The organism is Streptomyces sp. NPDC029292, from assembly GCF_055569295.1.
The window spans coordinates 61797-77200 of the sequence record NZ_JBVHXR010000025.1; the positions used below are offsets into that span (position 1 = coordinate 61797).

At 70.1% G+C, this 15404-nt stretch carries 19 protein-coding genes; 12 read left to right on the forward strand and 7 right to left on the reverse strand.

Annotated features, from left to right (window positions below; all coding sequences use genetic code 11):
- Window positions 1-24: 24 nt before the first annotated feature.
- The 6 genes from ACZ4WS_RS39985 to ACZ4WS_RS40010 all read right to left on the reverse strand — a co-directional run bounded on the left by ACZ4WS_RS39985 (window position 25) and on the right by ACZ4WS_RS40010 (window position 5827).
- Window positions 25-1476: a HAMP domain-containing sensor histidine kinase gene (locus tag ACZ4WS_RS39985; RefSeq protein WP_467988053.1), complete on the reverse strand. Its 1452-nt coding sequence runs from the start codon at window positions 1474-1476 to the stop codon at window positions 25-27.
- The gene (locus ACZ4WS_RS39990) at window positions 1473-2204 is read right to left on the reverse strand and encodes a response regulator transcription factor (RefSeq protein WP_467988055.1); all 732 of its coding nucleotides are present in this window, start codon (window positions 2202-2204) and stop codon (window positions 1473-1475) included. The genes ACZ4WS_RS39985 and ACZ4WS_RS39990 overlap by 4 nt, the downstream gene beginning before the upstream one ends.
- Window positions 2205-2304: 100 nt before the next feature.
- Complete coding sequence (locus ACZ4WS_RS39995) at window positions 2305-2517, reverse strand: hypothetical protein (protein ID WP_467988056.1); 213 nt, start codon at window positions 2515-2517, stop codon at window positions 2305-2307.
- A 15-nt stretch (window positions 2518-2532) separates the two neighbouring features.
- Window positions 2533-3774: a S1C family serine protease gene (locus tag ACZ4WS_RS40000; RefSeq protein ID WP_467988057.1), complete on the reverse strand. Its 1242-nt coding sequence runs from the start codon at window positions 3772-3774 to the stop codon at window positions 2533-2535.
- A gap of 188 nt (window positions 3775-3962) precedes the next feature.
- On the reverse strand, window positions 3963-4985 hold the full coding sequence (locus tag ACZ4WS_RS40005) for a LacI family DNA-binding transcriptional regulator (protein WP_467988059.1): 1023 nt from the start codon (window positions 4983-4985) through the stop codon (window positions 3963-3965).
- 23 nt (window positions 4986-5008) lie between these two features.
- Complete coding sequence (locus tag ACZ4WS_RS40010; protein ID WP_467988060.1) at window positions 5009-5827, reverse strand: winged helix-turn-helix transcriptional regulator; 819 nt, start codon at window positions 5825-5827, stop codon at window positions 5009-5011.
- A gap of 253 nt (window positions 5828-6080) precedes the next feature.
- Between ACZ4WS_RS40010 and ACZ4WS_RS40015 the strand changes: the two genes are divergently transcribed.
- The 9 genes from ACZ4WS_RS40015 (at window position 6081) to ACZ4WS_RS40055 (ending at window position 12116) form a co-directional block, all read left to right on the forward strand.
- Window positions 6081-6965, forward strand: coding sequence for an alpha/beta hydrolase (locus ACZ4WS_RS40015; protein WP_467988061.1), 885 nt, complete (start codon window positions 6081-6083; stop codon window positions 6963-6965).
- Window positions 6966-7040: 75 nt separating this feature from the next.
- The gene (locus ACZ4WS_RS40020) at window positions 7041-7295 is read left to right on the forward strand and encodes a MoaD/ThiS family protein (RefSeq protein ID WP_362067333.1); all 255 of its coding nucleotides are present in this window, start codon (window positions 7041-7043) and stop codon (window positions 7293-7295) included.
- An 8-nt stretch (window positions 7296-7303) separates the two neighbouring features.
- Window positions 7304-8524 (forward strand): hypothetical protein, encoded by a 1221-nt coding sequence (locus ACZ4WS_RS40025; protein WP_467988063.1) that lies wholly within the window; start codon window positions 7304-7306, stop codon window positions 8522-8524.
- 321 nt (window positions 8525-8845) lie between these two features.
- On the forward strand, window positions 8846-9589 hold the full coding sequence (locus tag ACZ4WS_RS40030; RefSeq protein ID WP_467988064.1) for an LmeA family phospholipid-binding protein: 744 nt from the start codon (window positions 8846-8848) through the stop codon (window positions 9587-9589).
- Window positions 9590-9819: 230 nt separating this feature from the next.
- Window positions 9820-9900 carry a putative leader peptide gene (locus ACZ4WS_RS40035; protein ID WP_350310325.1) on the forward strand — a complete coding sequence of 27 codons (81 nt, stop codon included), beginning with the start codon at window positions 9820-9822 and terminating at the stop codon, window positions 9898-9900.
- A 156-nt stretch (window positions 9901-10056) separates the two neighbouring features.
- Window positions 10057-10896, forward strand: coding sequence for a sulfurtransferase (locus ACZ4WS_RS40040; protein WP_467988066.1), 840 nt, complete (start codon window positions 10057-10059; stop codon window positions 10894-10896).
- Window positions 10897-10926: 30 nt separating this feature from the next.
- A complete protein-coding gene (locus tag ACZ4WS_RS40045; protein ID WP_054232391.1) occupies window positions 10927-11214 on the forward strand; it encodes a DUF1416 domain-containing protein in 288 nt (95 codons plus the stop codon).
- A 216-nt stretch (window positions 11215-11430) separates the two neighbouring features.
- Window positions 11431-11691, forward strand: coding sequence for a DUF3099 domain-containing protein (locus tag ACZ4WS_RS40050; protein ID WP_467988067.1), 261 nt, complete (start codon window positions 11431-11433; stop codon window positions 11689-11691).
- Window positions 11692-11711: 20 nt separating this feature from the next.
- Window positions 11712-12116, forward strand: coding sequence for a VOC family protein (locus tag ACZ4WS_RS40055; protein WP_467988068.1), 405 nt, complete (start codon window positions 11712-11714; stop codon window positions 12114-12116).
- Here ACZ4WS_RS40055 and ACZ4WS_RS40060 read toward each other — a convergent pair.
- Window positions 12110-12472: a DsrE family protein gene (locus tag ACZ4WS_RS40060; protein ID WP_467988069.1), complete on the reverse strand. Its 363-nt coding sequence runs from the start codon at window positions 12470-12472 to the stop codon at window positions 12110-12112. The genes ACZ4WS_RS40055 and ACZ4WS_RS40060 overlap by 7 nt on opposite strands.
- A 195-nt stretch (window positions 12473-12667) precedes the next feature.
- Here ACZ4WS_RS40060 and ACZ4WS_RS40065 point away from each other — a divergent pair, with 195 nt between their 5' ends.
- From ACZ4WS_RS40065 to ACZ4WS_RS40075, 3 genes are read left to right on the forward strand one after another with little or no spacing between them, the layout of a single operon-like run.
- The gene (locus ACZ4WS_RS40065; protein WP_467988070.1) at window positions 12668-13429 is read left to right on the forward strand and encodes a hypothetical protein; all 762 of its coding nucleotides are present in this window, start codon (window positions 12668-12670) and stop codon (window positions 13427-13429) included.
- Window positions 13426-14307 carry a hypothetical protein gene (locus ACZ4WS_RS40070; RefSeq protein ID WP_467988072.1) on the forward strand — a complete coding sequence of 294 codons (882 nt, stop codon included), beginning with the start codon at window positions 13426-13428 and terminating at the stop codon, window positions 14305-14307. Before ACZ4WS_RS40065 ends, ACZ4WS_RS40070 begins: the two co-directional genes overlap by 4 nt.
- Entirely contained in the window at window positions 14304-15239 is a 936-nt protein-coding gene (locus tag ACZ4WS_RS40075) for a hypothetical protein (RefSeq protein WP_467988073.1), read from the forward strand. Before ACZ4WS_RS40070 ends, ACZ4WS_RS40075 begins: the two co-directional genes overlap by 4 nt.
- Window positions 15240-15404 lie beyond the last annotated feature (165 nt).

Below are 15404 nucleotides of genomic sequence, written 5' to 3' on the forward strand. Positions count from 1 at the left end.
GCCGACGCCCCCGGATCTCCGGCCCTACGGCAACTCGGGCGGAGGCGTCGGTGCGCCCGGCAGGCGTACGGTCGCGATCGTGCCGCCGCCCGCCGCCGGGCGCAGGGACACCTCGCCGCCGGACTGCTGCACCGTCCGCGCCACTATCGACAGGCCCAGGCCCGAGCCCGGCAGCGCACGGGCCGACGGGGAGCGCCAGAAGCGGTCGAAGACGTGCGGGAGTTCCTCGCTGGGGATGCCGGGGCCGTGGTCGCGGACCGTCAGCTCGCCGCCCTTGAGGATGACGTCGATCGTGCCGCCCCCAGGGCTGAACTTCACCGCGTTGTCCAGGATGTTCACGATCGCCCGCTCCAGCGTGGCGGGCTCCGCCTGTACGAACCAGGGCTGGAGGTCCGCCGTGATCGTCAGCTCCGGGCCACGCAGCCGGGCACGGCGCAGGGCCGCCTCGACGGTTTCCTGCAGCTCGACCACTTCCGCCCGGCCCGCCGGCGTCCCCGCGTCCGACCGCGACAGCGTCTGCAAGTCGCCGATCAGGGACGCCAGTTCGGTCATCTGTGCCGTGACGGAGGCCAGCAGGGCCTTGCGGTCCGCCGGGGGGATCGGGCGGCCCGTCTCCTCGCTGCGGGTGAGGAGCTCGATGTTCGTGCGCAGAGAGGTGAGGGGGGTGCGGAGTTCGTGGCCCGCGTCTGCGATGAGTTGCTGTTGCAGCTCGCGGGAGTTCGCGAGCGCGGAGGTCATCGAGTTGAAGGACTCGGACAGGCGCGCGATCTCGTCGTCGCCCTCCACCGGGATACGGACGGTGAGGTCCTCGGTGCGGGCCACGTGTTCCACGGCTTCGGTGAGCTCGTCCACGGGGCGCAGGCCCGCGCGGGCCACGGCGAGGCCTGCGGCTCCGGCGCCGATCACTCCAATGGCGCCGACAAGGAGGAGGAGCAGGGCCAGTTCGTTGAGGGTGGAGTTGGTTCCCTCGAGAGGGAAGGCGAACTGGATCGCGGCATCGTCGACCACCGTCGGGGCGCCGCCGCCGGGTTCGCTGATCATCAGGGGAACCGTCAGTACCCGTACGGGGTTGCCCTTGGTGTCCGTGCCATTGCGGAAGATGCCGCGGTTCGGGTTCTTGGCCAGGTCGGTGTCACTGCTGGTGATCTTGACCTGGCCGGGTGACATCGAGGCGACGCAGGACTCGCCGTTCGCCTTGACCACCTGGAGGTAGTACTCGGTCCCCGCGCGGAAGCCGCCCTGATCCGTCGACGGTTCGTCGGACGACTGGCCGCAATTGTTGATGGTGTCGAGGAGTTTGCCGCCCTGCGGGTGGGTCGCCTGTGACTGCAACTGGTTGTCGACCTCGGCGTACAACTTCCCCCGCACGATGAACCAGCACGTCACCGAAACAGCCGCCACGGCAAACGCCACCGCCGCCGCCACCAGCAACGCCAGTCGCGATCGCAGCGGGAGTGACCTGAACCTGCGGATCACTCCGCGCCACCCGACCGCAGCACATACCCCACACCCCGCACCGTGTGGACGAGGCGCGGCTCGCCGCCCGCCTCGGTCTTGCGGCGCAGGTACATGACGTACACGTCGAGGGAGTTGGAGGAGGGCTCGAAGTCGAAGCCCCAGACCGCCTTGAGGATCTGCTCGCGGGTGAGGACCTGGCGCGGGTGGGCCAGGAACATCTCCAGGAGGGTGAATTCCGTGCGGGTCAGCTCCACGGGGCGTCCGGCCCGCGTGACCTCGCGGGTCGCCAGGTCCATGCGGAGGTCGCCGAAGACGAGCGCGTCGTCCTCCTGCGTGCCGACCGCCGCTGCGGCGTAGGAACTGCGCCGCAGCAGGGCCCGGACCCGGGCGAAGAGTTCGTCGAGCTCGAAGGGCTTGACGAGGTAGTCGTCGGCGCCGGCGTCCAGGCCGGTGACCCGGTCGCCCACGGTGTCGCGGGCGGTGAGCATCAGGATCGGCGTGGTCGTGCCCGCGCCGCGCATCCGGCGGGCCGCCGTCAGACCGTCCATGCGGGGCATCTGGATGTCCAGGACGACCAGATCCGGCTGGTACACGGTCGCCTTCTCCAGCGCGTCCGCGCCGTCGACGGCGACCTGGGTGTCGTACCCCTCGAAGGCGAGGCTGCGCTGGAGTGCTTCGCGCACCGCCGGCTCGTCGTCGACGATCAGGATGCGCTGGGGTTCACGGTCGCCTTCGGCGGGGCTCATGGGCTGGAGTTCCTCGGGTGCGGTGGGACGGTGGGGCTGACGCCTTCAGCCTCGCACGTTTGCGGGCGGGGGCGGAGGATCGGCCGGGGGAAGTACCGGCTCAGCTCGGCAGCGCGCTGAGCGCGGTGAGCCGACGCAGCGGGACCTTGCGGCGGTGGGCGCGCGCGGCGGACGTACGCAGACCCATCAGTTGCGGGACCGCCACCTCCGGCACCCGTGTCGCCGGGGCGTGCAGCTCGTACGCCACTTCAAGGGCCAGGGTGAAACCGGCCGGGTCGCTGTCGGCGATGATGTGGGAGACGCGCGTGATCATGTCAACCTCCAGGTGTCAGCTGTCGGAGCCGCCGGCCCGCAGTGTGGCCAGGTCGGACTTGACGGTGTTGATCGGGATGGCGAAGCCGAGACCGACGCTGCCCGCGCTCGACGAGGTGGACGAGGAGTCCGCGGCCGAGTACATCGCCGAGTTGATGCCGATGATGTTGCCGTTCATGTCGATGAGGGCGCCGCCGGAGTTGCCGGGGTTCAGTGAGGCGTCCGTCTGGATCGCCTTGTACGTCGTCGTCGAGGAACCGGTGTCGCCGTTGAACTGCTGGCCGCCGAAGGAGAACGGCCACTGGCCGCTGCCGTCGCCCTGCTGTTGCTGCGAACCCTGGCTCTCGTCGGTGGAGACGGTCACGTCACGGTTCAGGGCCGAGACGATGCCGCTGGTGACGGTGCCGGTCAGGCCCTCGGGGGAGCCGATCGCGACGACGTCGTCGCCGACCTGGACGCCGTCGGAGTTGCCGAGCGTGGCGACCGTGAGGCCGGAGGGCGCGTTCTCCAGCTTGATGAGCGCGAGGTCCTTCTTGCTGTCGGTGCCGACGACCTGCGCGGTGTACGACTTGCCGGTGCTCAGCTGCACCTTGATCTCGGAGGCACCCGAGACGACGTGGTTGTTGGTGATGATCTCGCCGCCGGACGTGATGATCACGCCGGAACCGGTGGACGAGCCCGCGTTCGAGGTGGCGCTGATCTCGACGATGCTCGGGCTGACCGCCTGGGCGACACCGGCGACGGTGCCCTTCTTGGCGGAGGGCACCACGCTCGTGCTGGTGCTGCTGGAGGAGACGGTGTCCTTGCCGGTCAGCTCCTGGAAGGCGTACGCGGTGCCGCCGCCCACGACCGCGGCCGCTATCGCGACGGCGGCGAGCAGGGCGAGCGTGCCCCTGGCGCGCTTCTTCGGAGCCGCAGCCGGAGCCGCTCCCCCGGGGATCGGCTCGGCGGTGAGCACCGCGGTGGAGGCCGCGGCCGGCTCGGGGTAGCCCGCGAAGGCACCTCCGCCGTGACCCTCGCCGCCGTACCCGCCGTACCCGCCGTACCCGCCGTTCCCGCCCTGACCGGAGCCCGGCCACACGGTGGTACCCGGCTCGACGGCGACCGGCGCGGCCGGCTCGTACGCCGGCGGGGCAGGCCACTCGGGGTTCACGGGGGAAGAGGCGTGCTGCTGCTGGGGGGCCACCGGCAGGGGGTGTGCCGACTGGTCGTTGTCGCCCTGGGGGTACTCGCCGCTGCGGCGGAAGCTCTCGGTCATGTAAAAGAGAGTCCCGCCCGATCATGAGAGCTCCCTGAGTCCCCCCTGAGAAGCCCGACAGAAGCTCGTATGCCCGATATAAAGACGCCCGAGCCCCGGAAATCAGGGGCTCGGGCGTCGGCGTACTACACCTGCGGGCACGCCTACGGCACACCTGCGGGCACGCCTACAGGCACACCCGCGGCCGGTCACTCACAGCCGCAGGACCGCCGCACCACCAACCGCGACGGGAACAGCTTCAGCCGCTCGCGCCGCGACCCCGCGACCCGCAGGCCGTCGTCGAGGACGAGGTCGACGGCCGCGCGGGCCATCGCCGGGCGGTCCGATGCGATCGTTGTCAGAGGAGGGTCGGTCAGGGCCGCTTCCTTGACGTCGTCGAAGCCGGCCACGGCCAGTTCGCCCGGCACGTCGATGCGCAGCTCGCGGGCGGCCCGCAGCAGACCGATCGCTTGGTCGTCGGTGGAGCAGAAGATCGCCGGCGGGCGGTCGGGCCCGGCCAGCAGCTGCAGGGCGACCTGGTAGGCGTCGTAGCGGTTGTACGGCGCCTCGAAGAGCCGGCCCTCGGTGGGGATCCCGGCCTCCTGCATCGCGCGCCGCCAGCCCTCGACGTGGTCGGAGACCGGGTCGCCGACGGTGGGGGTCTCCGCGATGCCGCCGAGACAGGCGACGTACTCGTACCCGTGCTCGAGGAGGTGGCGGGTGGCGAGCTGGGCGCCGCCGATGTCGTCCGTGACGACCGCGACGTCGTCGATCGCCTCGGGGCGCTCGTGCAGCAGCACCACACGGGCGTCCCAGGCGTCGATCTCGGCGGCCGCGTGGTCGTTCAGCGCGTGGCTGACGAGGATCAGCCCGGAGACCCGCATGCCGAGGAAGGCCCGCAGATAGTGGACCTCGCGCTCGGCGACGTAGTCGGAATTGCCGACGAGCACCATTTTTCCGCGCTCGGCGGCGGCCTGTTCGACCGCGTGCGCCATCTCCCCGAAGAAGGGCTGGCGTGCGTCCGGCACGATCAGGCCTATGAGCTCGGTCCGCCGCGATGCCATGGCCTGGGCGACCCGGTCGGGCCGGTACCCCAGTTCCTTGATCGCGGCGAGAACGCGCTCGCGCGTGGCCGGGGCAACCGGCCTCGGTCCGTTGTTGATGACATAGCTGACGACGGCGGTGGAAGTACCCGCCAGCCGCGCCACATCATCCCTAGTCACCTTGGCCACGCGCGGAGTCTACGCGGATGGACCTACCTCTGGGCAGGGCGTACGGCGGCTTCCGGTGCCTCCGCCGTGATCTCGTCGGCGGCCGTGGCGTCCAGGTGCGCCGTCTCGTCCGCATCATCCGGCTTTGGCTGGGCCGCCTTGGCCTTCGCCTCGTCCGCGGCGCGGTCCACCTTCTCGGGCGTAACGAATCGATAACCGACGTTCCGGACGGTCCCGATCAGCGACTCGTGCTCGGGTCCGAGCTTCGCGCGCAGCCGTCGTACGTGCACGTCGACCGTCCGCGTACCACCGAAGTAGTCGTAGCCCCAGACCTCCTGGAGCAGCTGGGCGCGGGTGAAGACGCGGCCCGGGTGCTGCGCGAGGTACTTCAGGAGCTCGAACTCCTTGAAGGTCAGGTCGAGGACCCGGCCCTTGAGCTTCGCGCTGTACGTCGCCTCGTCCACGGAGAGATCGCCGTTGCGGATCTCCATGGGGGAGTCGTCGTTGACGATCTGCTGCCGGCCCATGGCGAGACGCAGCCGCGCCTCGACCTCGGCCGGACCGGCGGTGTCCAGGAGTACGTCGTCGATGCCCCAGTCGGCGGTGACGGCCGCGAGACCGCCCTCCGTCACGACGAGGATCAGCGGACAGCCCGGTCCCGTGGAGCGCAGCAGCTGGCACAGGCTGCGCACCTGCGGGAGATCACGGCGTCCGTCGATCAGAATGACGTCGGCACCTGGGGTGTCGACGAGAGCGGGGCCTTCCGCCGGAGCCACTCGCACGTTGTGCAGGAGCAGGCCGAGAGCGGGAAGCACCTCCGTCGACGGCTGAAGGGCATTGGTAAGGAGCAGCAGAGAACTCATCGCGCCCCACCTGCCTGGGTCGTCTTACGGTCGTGCACGGATCGCTCGCCCATAACGTCTGGTTCCTCCTCGGTCCCTGCGAGGACGTTTGCGGCACTGCTTCGTACGTGCGATTCCCGCGCCCCTGGGAACCGCTATGCATTCGTGGCCCTCGTACACCTGCGGTTTCCCGCTTCGTATACAACGCTTCAGAAAGCACAAAAGGACCCGGGGGCTACGCTGCCCGAGTCCTCTGCCCAGCAGAATAGCCCACATGAGCTCAGTTCCGGCAGGTCACGAGATGGGATCTTCCCTTCGTCCATCCCTTGAGACGGCCCGGCGCGCCCCTTTGCGGAGGTTTCTGCGCACGGTCGACGGGGTGACGATCGATGCGGCGTACGAGCCTGGAACGCGGCCTTCTGATGACCTGGTGATTGTCGTCGCGCACGGTTTCACGGGCGATCTGGACCGCCCGCACGTGCGCCGCGCGGCCGGTGTCTTCGCGCGTCATGCGGCGGTGGTCACCTTCTCCTTCCGTGGTCACGGCGCCTCCGGCGGCCGTTCCACCGTCGGCGACCTGGAGGTCCACGACCTCGCGGCCGCGGTGGCCTGGGCGCGTGAACTCGGGCACGCGCGGGTGGTCACTGTCGGCTTCTCGATGGGTGGCTCGGTGGTGCTCCGGCACGCGGCGCTGCACCGGGTGGCCGGGCAGGAGCACGAGGGGCGCACGGAGGCGCGTACGGACGCCGTGGTTTCGGTGAGCGCACCGGCCCGTTGGTACTACCGGGGTACGGCCCCTATGCGGCGCCTGCACTGGCTGGTAACCCGCCCGGAGGGCCGGTTCGTGGGGCGGATCGGCCTGCGCACCCGTATCCACCACCGCGTGGGGGCACCTCCCACGCCCTCTAGGCAGTGGGGGAGGGACCCGGTACCGGCCTCTCCCGTCGAGTCGGTCCCGCTCATCGCGCCCACCCCGCTGCTGATCGTCCACGGCGACCAGGACGGCTACTTCCCGGTGGACCACCCCCGGATGCTGGCCGCCGCCTCCGGGGGGCACGCCGAACTCTGGATGGAGCACGGGATGGGCCACGCCGAGCACGCGGCGGACGACGAGCTGCTGGCCCGCATCGGGGAATGGGCCGCCGCGCACGCGGGCTAGCCTGACGGTGTTCACGGGATCCACTGATGTACGGGATCCACTGATGTCACGTATCCACACTGATTGAGGGACGAGATGGCAAAGGGCACGGTGCGTTACTGGGCCGCCGCCAAGGCCGCGGCCGGTGTCGCCGAGGAGCCGTACGACGCCGGCACGCTCGCCGAGGCGCTCGACGCGGCCCGCGAGCGACACCCCGGCGAACTCGTCCGCGTCCTGCGGCGATGCTCGTTCCTCATCGACGGTGACCCCGTCGGGACCCGCGGGCATGAGACGGTACGGCTGGCCGAGGGCGGCACGGTCGAGGTGCTCCCGCCGTTCGCAGGAGGGTGAGCGAGACGATGAGCAACCAGCCGTATGAGCCCCAGTACGAGCCGCCGTACGAGGGGTACGACCCGTATCAGCAGCACCAGCAACAGTCCCCGCAGCAGCCTCAGCAGCAGCCCGAGTGGCAGCAGCAGTACACCCAGCAGTGGGAGGGGCAGACCTGGCAGACGCAGGCGCAGCAGCCCGTGCCGGCCGCGGACGCGGCGTATCTGCCCCCTCGGGGATACGCGGAGCCGCAGCAGCAGGGGTACGGGCAGCAGCAGGAACACGGGCAGCAGCAGGCGCAGGGGTACGGGCAGCAGCAGGCGCACGGGTACGGGTACGGGTACGGCGTCACGGCCCAGCCGCTTCCGCAGGACACCGCGGCCCAGGGGTGGGACTACGCCCCGCAACCGCAGGCAGAAGCACCCGTCCCCCCGGCCGAGGACGACGCCCCGGGCTACGGCTACGGCCCCCCGACCGTCACCGGCAACGCCCGCGTCACCGACGCCCAGCGCGCCCGCGCCGAGGGCCGGTCGCCGATCATCGAGCCCGGGATGCAGCCCGCCGCGCTGACCGCGGTGCTCGGGCTGCTGCTGTCCGGTGCGGCGGCGGTCGGGGAGTACGCCCTCGTCGTCCCCCTCGTACTGCTGCAGGCCGTCACCGCGGCCGGATGGTTCCGGCTGAACGGGATGTGGCCCGCCCGGCAGGGCATCGCGCTGGCGTTCGCCGGTGCGCTGACCGCCGACGTGGCGCTGCTCGCTACGGGCCGGGAGAACGCGCCCGCCGCGATCCTCGGCACCCTCGGCGTGTGGGTGCTGCTCACCCTCGTCCTGCAACTGCGCAGCCATGCCGACCCGGACACCCGGATGTACGGCCTGATGGCGACCGTCGCCTCGGCGGCGCTGTCGATCGTCGCGACCGGACACCTCGCCGCCGACCCGGACGCCGTCACGGTGGGCGCCGCCGCGGTCGCCGTGGCGATCCTCGCCCGCGCGCTGCCGCTGCCGACCGCGGCCTCCGTGGTGGTGGCGCTGCTGGCCGCCGCGGGCGCCGGAATCGCCGTGGGCGGGCTCACGGACCTCGGTACGCAGGGCGCCTTCCTCGGCCTCGGAGCGGGCGTCTGCGCGCTGATCGGCCACCGGGTCGCCAGCTACGACTACCCGTCCCGTTTCGTCCACTTCACCGCGGGCGTGGCCCTTCCACTGGCGGCGGCGGCTCCGGCGATCTATCTGCTGGGCCGGGCGCTGGGCTGAGCAGCGCCGGGGGGCATTCTCCAGCCCTTGGGGGGCTGCGCTCTTCAGTGCGGGCCGGATGAATTCAGCCCGTCGTGGGGGTCGCCCCGCTCGAGCGAAGCCGAGAGTGGGGGAGTTTGAGGACGAGGCCGTTCAGGCCGAAGCCGGGGTCTGGGGGCTACAGCCCCGGGCGGGCGACACCGGCGCGGGGTGCTGCCCTGTCACAGGTGATCGACAACTCCCCGGGTTTCCCCGGCCGCAAGTCCCGGAGGGTTACGCTCGCGCTCGACGGCCACTCGGGTCGTTGAGACCGGGCCGGCCTAGGTGGGGGAAACACCGAGCATGCGCGCACTGCGAATAATCCTGATCGTTGTCGTCATCCTGGGCGGCCTGTTCGTGATCGCGGACCGGGTCGCGGTGGGGTTCGCGGAGGACAAGGCGGCGGACAGGATCAAGACCACGGAGGGGCTGTCCAGCACCCCCGACGTGTCCATCGAGGGCTTCCCCTTCCTCACCCAGGTCGCCGGTGGCGAGCTCGACGACGTGAAGATCGGCATCAAGGACTACGAGGCGTCGACGGGCGGCACGAACGCCGCCGCCGACACCATCCGCATCGACGACCTCAACGCCGAGATGCACGGCGTCGTCTTCAACGGCGACTACAGCTCCGCCACCGCCAACAGCGCCACCGGCACCGCCTCCATCGCGTACGACGAGCTGCTCAAGGCCGCCAAGGCCCAGCCCACGCAGGTCGCGACCGGCGTCACCGCCCAGGTGATCGGCCTCTCCGACGGCGGCAACGGCAAGATCAAGCTCACGGTCGAGGCGACCGTCCTCGGCACCAAGCTGCCCCAGCCGGTCTCCGTGCTCAGCTCGGTCAGCGTCTCGGGCGACACGGTGAAGGTGCACGCCGACTCCCTGCCCAAGCTGGGCGTCGAGCTCGCCGAGGGCCGGATCCGCGCGATCACCGACTTCCAGCAGAAGATCGACGAACTGCCCGGCGGTATCCAGCTCGACAAGGTCGAGGCGGCCAAGAGCGGCGTCGACATCTCGGTGAAGGGTTCGGACGTCAAGCTGGTCGGGTAGGACGGTTCCTGCTGGTCGGGCAGGGCGGATCCCGGAGGACGGGCTGTCCGAAGGGCGAGACGAGCCCGTCCGTAGGGCAGTTGTTCGAGAGATGTGATGAGGGCTGCAGTCGCCCGGGAATCGGGCGGGTACGGCCTCACGACTGTTCTCATCCCACATTGCGGACGATCGCGTCTCAGGATCCGACACGCCGGTGACATGCCCGCCTGTCCGTCCCTACGATCGACCACATGAAGCGACAGGCGGATCTCACGAAGCGGCGGGCAGTAGACCTGTGCCGCGTCGCCGCCATGCTCTGTCGCACTTTCTGAGCGGAAGCGTCCGTACTTCCGCGAGCCGGGCCCTTGACCCTCTTGGCAGGTCTTGTCAGGGCCACCCCTGCGCCGCGTACGCCACCGCCCGTGTGCCGCGTACCCGCACCTCTCTAACGCACCGCCCCGCCGCAACTGCCCCGGAGGAGAAAAAGCATGAGCCGCAGCGACGTCCTGGTAGACGCCGACTGGGTCCAGGACCACCTGGACGACCCGAACGTGGCCATCGTCGAGGTCGACGAGGACACGTCCGCGTACGAGAAGAACCACATCACGAACGCCATCCGGATCGACTGGACCAAGGACCTCCAGGACCCGGTCCGCCGTGACTTCATCGACCAGGAGGGCTTCGAGAAGCTCCTCTCGTCGAAGGGCATCGGCAACGACACCCTCGTCGTCCTCTACGGCGGCAACAACAACTGGTTCGCGTCGTACGCCTACTGGTACTTCAAGCTCTACGGCCACGAGAACGTGAAGCTCCTCGACGGCGGCCGCAAGAAGTGGGAGCTCGACTCCCGCGACCTGGTCGCCGAGGTCCCCAACCGCGCCTCGACCGACTACAAGGCCAAGGCCCAGAACACCGCGATCCGCGCCTTCCGCGACGACGTCGTGGCGGCCATCGGCTCGCAGAACCTGGTCGACGTCCGCTCGCCCGACGAGTTCAGCGGCAAGCTGCTCGCCCCGGCCCACCTGCCGCAGGAGCAGTCGCAGCGTCCGGGCCACGTCCCGTCCGCGCGCAACATCCCGTGGTCGAAGAACGCCAACGACGACGGCACCTTCAAGTCGGACGACGAGCTCAAGGAGCTCTACGCCGAGGAGCAGGTCGACCTCGCCAAGGACACCATCGCGTACTGCCGCATCGGCGAGCGCTCGGCCCTGACCTGGTTCGTGCTGCACGAGCTGCTCGGTGTCGAGAACGTCAAGAACTACGACGGCTCCTGGACCGAGTACGGCTCCCTGGTCGGCGTCCCGATCGAGCTCGGCGCCAACAAGTAACCCTCAAGGCCTGAAGGACGGAAACGAAATATGTGTGGAGCGAAGGCCGGCGGCCCCGACGCCTCGACGATCAAGCCCGGTGAGACCACGATCCAGGGGCAGGTGACCCGCGACGGCGAGCCCGTCACCGGTTACGTCCGTCTCCTGGACTCGACCGGCGAGTTCACCGCCGAGGTCCCGACCTCGGCCACCGGACAGTTCCGCTTCTACGCGGCCGAGGGCACGTGGACCGTGCGCGCCCTGGTGCCCGGCGGCACCGCCGACCGCACGGTCGTCGCCCAGACGGGCGGCCTCGCCGAGGTCGCGATCGCCGTCTGAACGACGGACCGCCGTCCTGACGGCAGTCACCTGAACGGCTGAAGGGCCGCACCCCCGGGGGTTGGACGCTTTCCGGATCGGGGTGCGGCCTTTCGGCTTTGCCGGCGCCAAGCCGGACTCCGCCCGTCGGGGTGCGGCCCCGGGTGTGTACGGGGGTGGCTCTTTCCGGCTTCGCGCCCTTGCGCCGTAAGGCTTTTGCGGGCCTACGCTGGAGCTATGTACACACGCAGGCGTCACGTGTACTTCGCCATGATGGGGACGTGCATCGGGCTCTTCGTCATGGCCTGGGGAGTCGTGCGGCTGTGGTCGATGCCCGTGGCCGTGGGGATGTGTGTGGTGGCCATGGTGATTCCGCCGCTGGCCGCGATGGTGGCCAATCGGCGGGGGCCCGAGGACCGCTGGTGGGACGACCCGTCCGGCGATCCCAAGTCCGACGAGTGGTGGGACGAGCTGGACGGGAAGAAGCGGCGGCCGTAGAAGGCGGCGGAAGGACGTTCATGTCGCGTACGAGACTGTCCACCGTGGTGTTCGACGCGCCGGACGCGCATGAACTGGCCGACTTCTACATGCGTCTGCTCGGGTACGTGGTGCGCGCGGAGGAGCCGGACTGGGTGCTCATCGGCCCGCCGTACGGCGGCACCGCGCTCGCCTTCGAGACCGAGCGGCTCTACACGCCGCCCGTGTGGCCCGCCGGCCCACGCGACCAGCGGATGATGCTGCATCTCGACATCGAGGTCGACGACCTGCCCGCGGAGACGGCCCGTGCCCTCGCCGAGGGAGCCAGGCTCGCCGACCACCAGCCCCAGGAGGACGTACGGGTCTTCCTCGACCCGGCGGGGCACCCCTTCTGCCTCTGGGTGCACACGCATCGCTCACGTCGGAAGCGCCGGACGCCTCAGTAGACCAGCGCCTGCGTCTCGTCCGCCAAGGCCTCCTGCACGAACACCTGCGCGCCCGCGATGCGTACGCCGTCGATGACGTCCTTCTCCGTGATCTCGCGGCGGGCCGCGCACTGCGTGCACAGGGTGATGCCCCCGGCCGCCAGGATCGAGTCGATCAGGTCGGGCAGCGGCGCCGCGTGCGGCAGCTCGAACTCGGCGGCGCGGCCCGGCAGCGCGAACCACGAGGACTCGCCGGTCAGCCAGAGGGAGACCTCGACACCACTGGCCACGGCCACCGCCGCGACGGTGAACGCCTGTGAGCAGCGCTCCGGGGCATCGGCCCCCGCCGTCACCTTGATCACGAGCTTCTTCGCCATGCCCGAATGGTAGTCCGAATCGTAATCAACTCCCGTGCAACCCCATGTGTAGGCCATGGGTCTCCTGTGCGCGCGGATACGGAATCCTCGCTTCACGTTCTGTGGGGGGACGTCTTGGAAGTACCTGAAGTACACGAAGAAGTGCCCGAAGTACCTGAAAGACCTGAGGCACCTGAAGTACCGGGAGTGCCTGGAGTGTCTGAACTGCCGGATGCACAGGCTGCGGCGGAGGCCCCGGAGGCCCCGGAGGCCCCGGCGGTTCCGAAGCGCCGGCGCGGCCGTACGACGCTGCTCATCGCCACCGCCGCCGTGCTCGGTCTCGTCGCCGGTACCTGCGCCGGCTATCTGGTCCAGGCCGACCGCGAGCCCACCAAGCTGCCCTCGCTGTCGCAGCCCGTGGTCGTGCAGGCCAAGGGTGAGGGCCCCGAGCCGCTGTCCGCCGCCCAGGACTACCAGGTGAAGACGGACGGTGACCTGCGCAAGCTGCTGATCAAGCGGCCGAAGGGAGCGCGGGACCTCAGCTCCTTGCAGGGCGAGGACAGTTGGTTGGACATCGGCGACTACGCGGACCAGCTCAAGAACTCGGACGACGTGTTCAGAGAGCTCGTCGCCGCCGAGTTCCGTCGCGCGGTCGGCACCGAGTGGCGCGTCGGCAGCACGTACACCGTCGAGATCCGGCTCGTGCAGTACCGCCAGGAGGAGGGCCTCGCCGCCGCCGACCGGTCCGCCAACTGGAACGTCGACGACACCCGCGGCTGGCCCATCCCCGGCACCGGCGACGGCATGGCGTACGTGACCACCAAGCCCGACACGAAGCCCGGCTATCTGCCGGTGTACAAGGCGCAGGCGCATGCCTGGCGCGGTGACATCGCCATGGAGATCTGGATCTACGACACCAAGCCGATCTCCAAGTCGAAGATCATGGACCTGGCCAAGCGGCAGATGGAGCGGCTGTGACCGAGCAACCGACAACCCCGGAGCCGCTGGAGCCCGTGGACGCCGTGAACCCCGCACCGGAGTCCGTGAACCCCGTAACGGAGTCCGTGACGCCCGCCCCAGAGCCCGCTCCCGCCAAGAAGCCCGTACGCCGTGGCCGTATCGCCGCCATCGCCGGTTCCGTCCTGCTCGTCGGCGCCGTCATCGGTGGCACCGGTTACACCGTCGTGACGGTCCAGGACGCCGACCGCGACGCGGGCGCGCCGGTCTGGAAGTTCCCGAAGGCCGCGAAGAAGAACGCCAAGACGGCGAAGGCGGCCTCGGGGCTCGCCGCCATGCTCGTGCCGTACGAGACCGACGGCTGGAGCCGGGGCCCGGACATCGCCGAGTTCGGCTCCGACGCCGCGCTCAGCGGGGGCGAGGCCACCGCCCTGCGCAAGGAGTCGATCCGCGATCTGCCCCGGACCCAGCGGCGGCGGCTGGAGAAGCAGATCGACAAGCAGCACACCAAGGGCATGGTGATGCGCAGCTACCTGAGCACGGCGAACGCGAGCGACTCCCCGGTCTACGCCGAGCGGGCCTTCACCGTGAGCATCGAGCTGATGCAGGTGGAGGACAAGACGGCGGTCCGGAACATGTCGACGTTCCAGAACGAGTTCTTCGACGCCCTCTCCGTCTTCCGCAAGGGGCCGAAGATCGAGGGACACAAGAACGCCAAGTGCTTCCTGCCGCCCAAGGACAGTGACGAGGAGCTCGACGTCATGGTCTGCTCCGCCTATGAGGGCGATGTCCTGGTCAGCGTCACCGCGGAGGCGGCCAAGCCACTGAACACCAAGGGGGTCGCGGCGCTCCTGCGCGAGCAGCTCGACCGCATCGTCGAGCCGGGGGAGGCGGTATGACCGAGCAGACCGACCAGACGACACCGGTCGAACAGACCGAGCAGACCGAGCAGACGCCACCGGTTGAGCCGCAGGCCGCCGTCCCGCCGGTGCCCGAGGCGCCGCCCGCGGTCGCCGACCCCCAGGCACCCCCGGTGACGGTCGACCCCCCGGCACCCCCGGTGAAGAAGGACCGCCGAGTCCTCCGCGCCATCCTGCGCTGGACCGCCGCCGTGGTGGTCTTCGGTGCGGTCGGTACGTCGGCCGCGTACGGCATCACGCGGATGGAGCGCACCGACGTACCCGGTCTGGCGACGGAGGCGGACGGGCGCTGGGACTACCCGACGATCAGCAAGCCGCCGCTGCCGTCCGGCAGCCCGGCGCCGTTCGCCGACGCCAACAAGGCCGGCGCCCACTACGCCGACCTGCGCAAGCTGGTCCTCCCCGCCCCGAAGGGCGCGAAGGCCGACGCGGCACTGCGCGGCGAGGACGGCTGGCTGCCGGTCAAGACCTTCCTGGCCGAGTACGCCAAGAAGGACGACCGGGAGACCGTCGGGCAGCTGCTGACCGACTACGGCCTGCGGCACATCGCGGCGCGCGGCTGGACCACCGAGGACGGCACGCACACGCGGATCTACCTGCTGCGTTTCGACACCGCGGCCGTCGTGGACGATCTGCAGTCCGACCAGCTCACCACCTACGCGTACCCGCAGTACGGGCTGCGCGGCACCGACGAGGTCACCCGGGACGAGCACTTCCCGGAGCGCGCGGCGGTCGACGACGTCGTACGCAATGTGTACGACGAGACGGAGCCGTACGGTGCCGAGCAGGTGCGGCAGGCGTACCTCGGGGCCGGGGACACCCTCGCCCTGGTCGTGCAGTCCCGCAAGGGCCGCGCGCGGGCGGTGCCCTTCCAGCAGACGGTGATCCTGCAGAGCCAGCTGCTCGGCTGAGCCACCAGGGTGTACCTGGCAGAGAGAGCCGGGCCCCGGCCGACTAAGCTGGGGCCCGGCTCTTGTGTACCGCTTCCACCGCACACCCGCTCATCCGAGGAGCACCCCGTGGAGATCTTCTTCGAAACCCTGCTGGTCCTGGTCTGCGTCGGCGTTCTCGCCTTC

Coding starts and splice junctions, on each gene's coding strand:
- ACZ4WS_RS40000 (WP_467988057.1), bottom strand. CDS start 3,774: ATGACCGAGAGCTTCCGCCGCAGCGGCGAGTACCCCCAGGGCGACAAC.
- ACZ4WS_RS39990 (WP_467988055.1), bottom strand. CDS start 2,204: ATGAGCCCCGCCGAAGGCGACCGTGAACCCCAGCGCATCCTGATCGTC.
- ACZ4WS_RS40020 (WP_362067333.1), top strand. CDS start 7,041: ATGGCAAAGGGCACGGTGCGTTACTGGGCCGCCGCCAAGGCCGCGGCC.
- ACZ4WS_RS40050 (WP_467988067.1), top strand. CDS start 11,431: ATGTACACACGCAGGCGTCACGTGTACTTCGCCATGATGGGGACGTGC.
- ACZ4WS_RS40040 (WP_467988066.1), top strand. CDS start 10,057: ATGAGCCGCAGCGACGTCCTGGTAGACGCCGACTGGGTCCAGGACCAC.
- ACZ4WS_RS40015 (WP_467988061.1), top strand. CDS start 6,081: ATGAGCTCAGTTCCGGCAGGTCACGAGATGGGATCTTCCCTTCGTCCA.
- ACZ4WS_RS40055 (WP_467988068.1), top strand. CDS start 11,712: ATGTCGCGTACGAGACTGTCCACCGTGGTGTTCGACGCGCCGGACGCG.
- ACZ4WS_RS40010 (WP_467988060.1), bottom strand. CDS start 5,827: ATGAGTTCTCTGCTGCTCCTTACCAATGCCCTTCAGCCGTCGACGGAG.
- ACZ4WS_RS40025 (WP_467988063.1), top strand. CDS start 7,304: ATGAGCAACCAGCCGTATGAGCCCCAGTACGAGCCGCCGTACGAGGGG.
- ACZ4WS_RS40075 (WP_467988073.1), top strand. CDS start 14,304: ATGACCGAGCAGACCGACCAGACGACACCGGTCGAACAGACCGAGCAG.
- ACZ4WS_RS40045 (WP_054232391.1), top strand. CDS start 10,927: ATGTGTGGAGCGAAGGCCGGCGGCCCCGACGCCTCGACGATCAAGCCC.
- ACZ4WS_RS40060 (WP_467988069.1), bottom strand. CDS start 12,472: ATGGCGAAGAAGCTCGTGATCAAGGTGACGGCGGGGGCCGATGCCCCG.
- ACZ4WS_RS39995 (WP_467988056.1), bottom strand. CDS start 2,517: ATGATCACGCGCGTCTCCCACATCATCGCCGACAGCGACCCGGCCGGT.
- ACZ4WS_RS40035 (WP_350310325.1), top strand. CDS start 9,820: ATGAAGCGACAGGCGGATCTCACGAAGCGGCGGGCAGTAGACCTGTGC.
- ACZ4WS_RS40030 (WP_467988064.1), top strand. CDS start 8,846: ATGCGCGCACTGCGAATAATCCTGATCGTTGTCGTCATCCTGGGCGGC.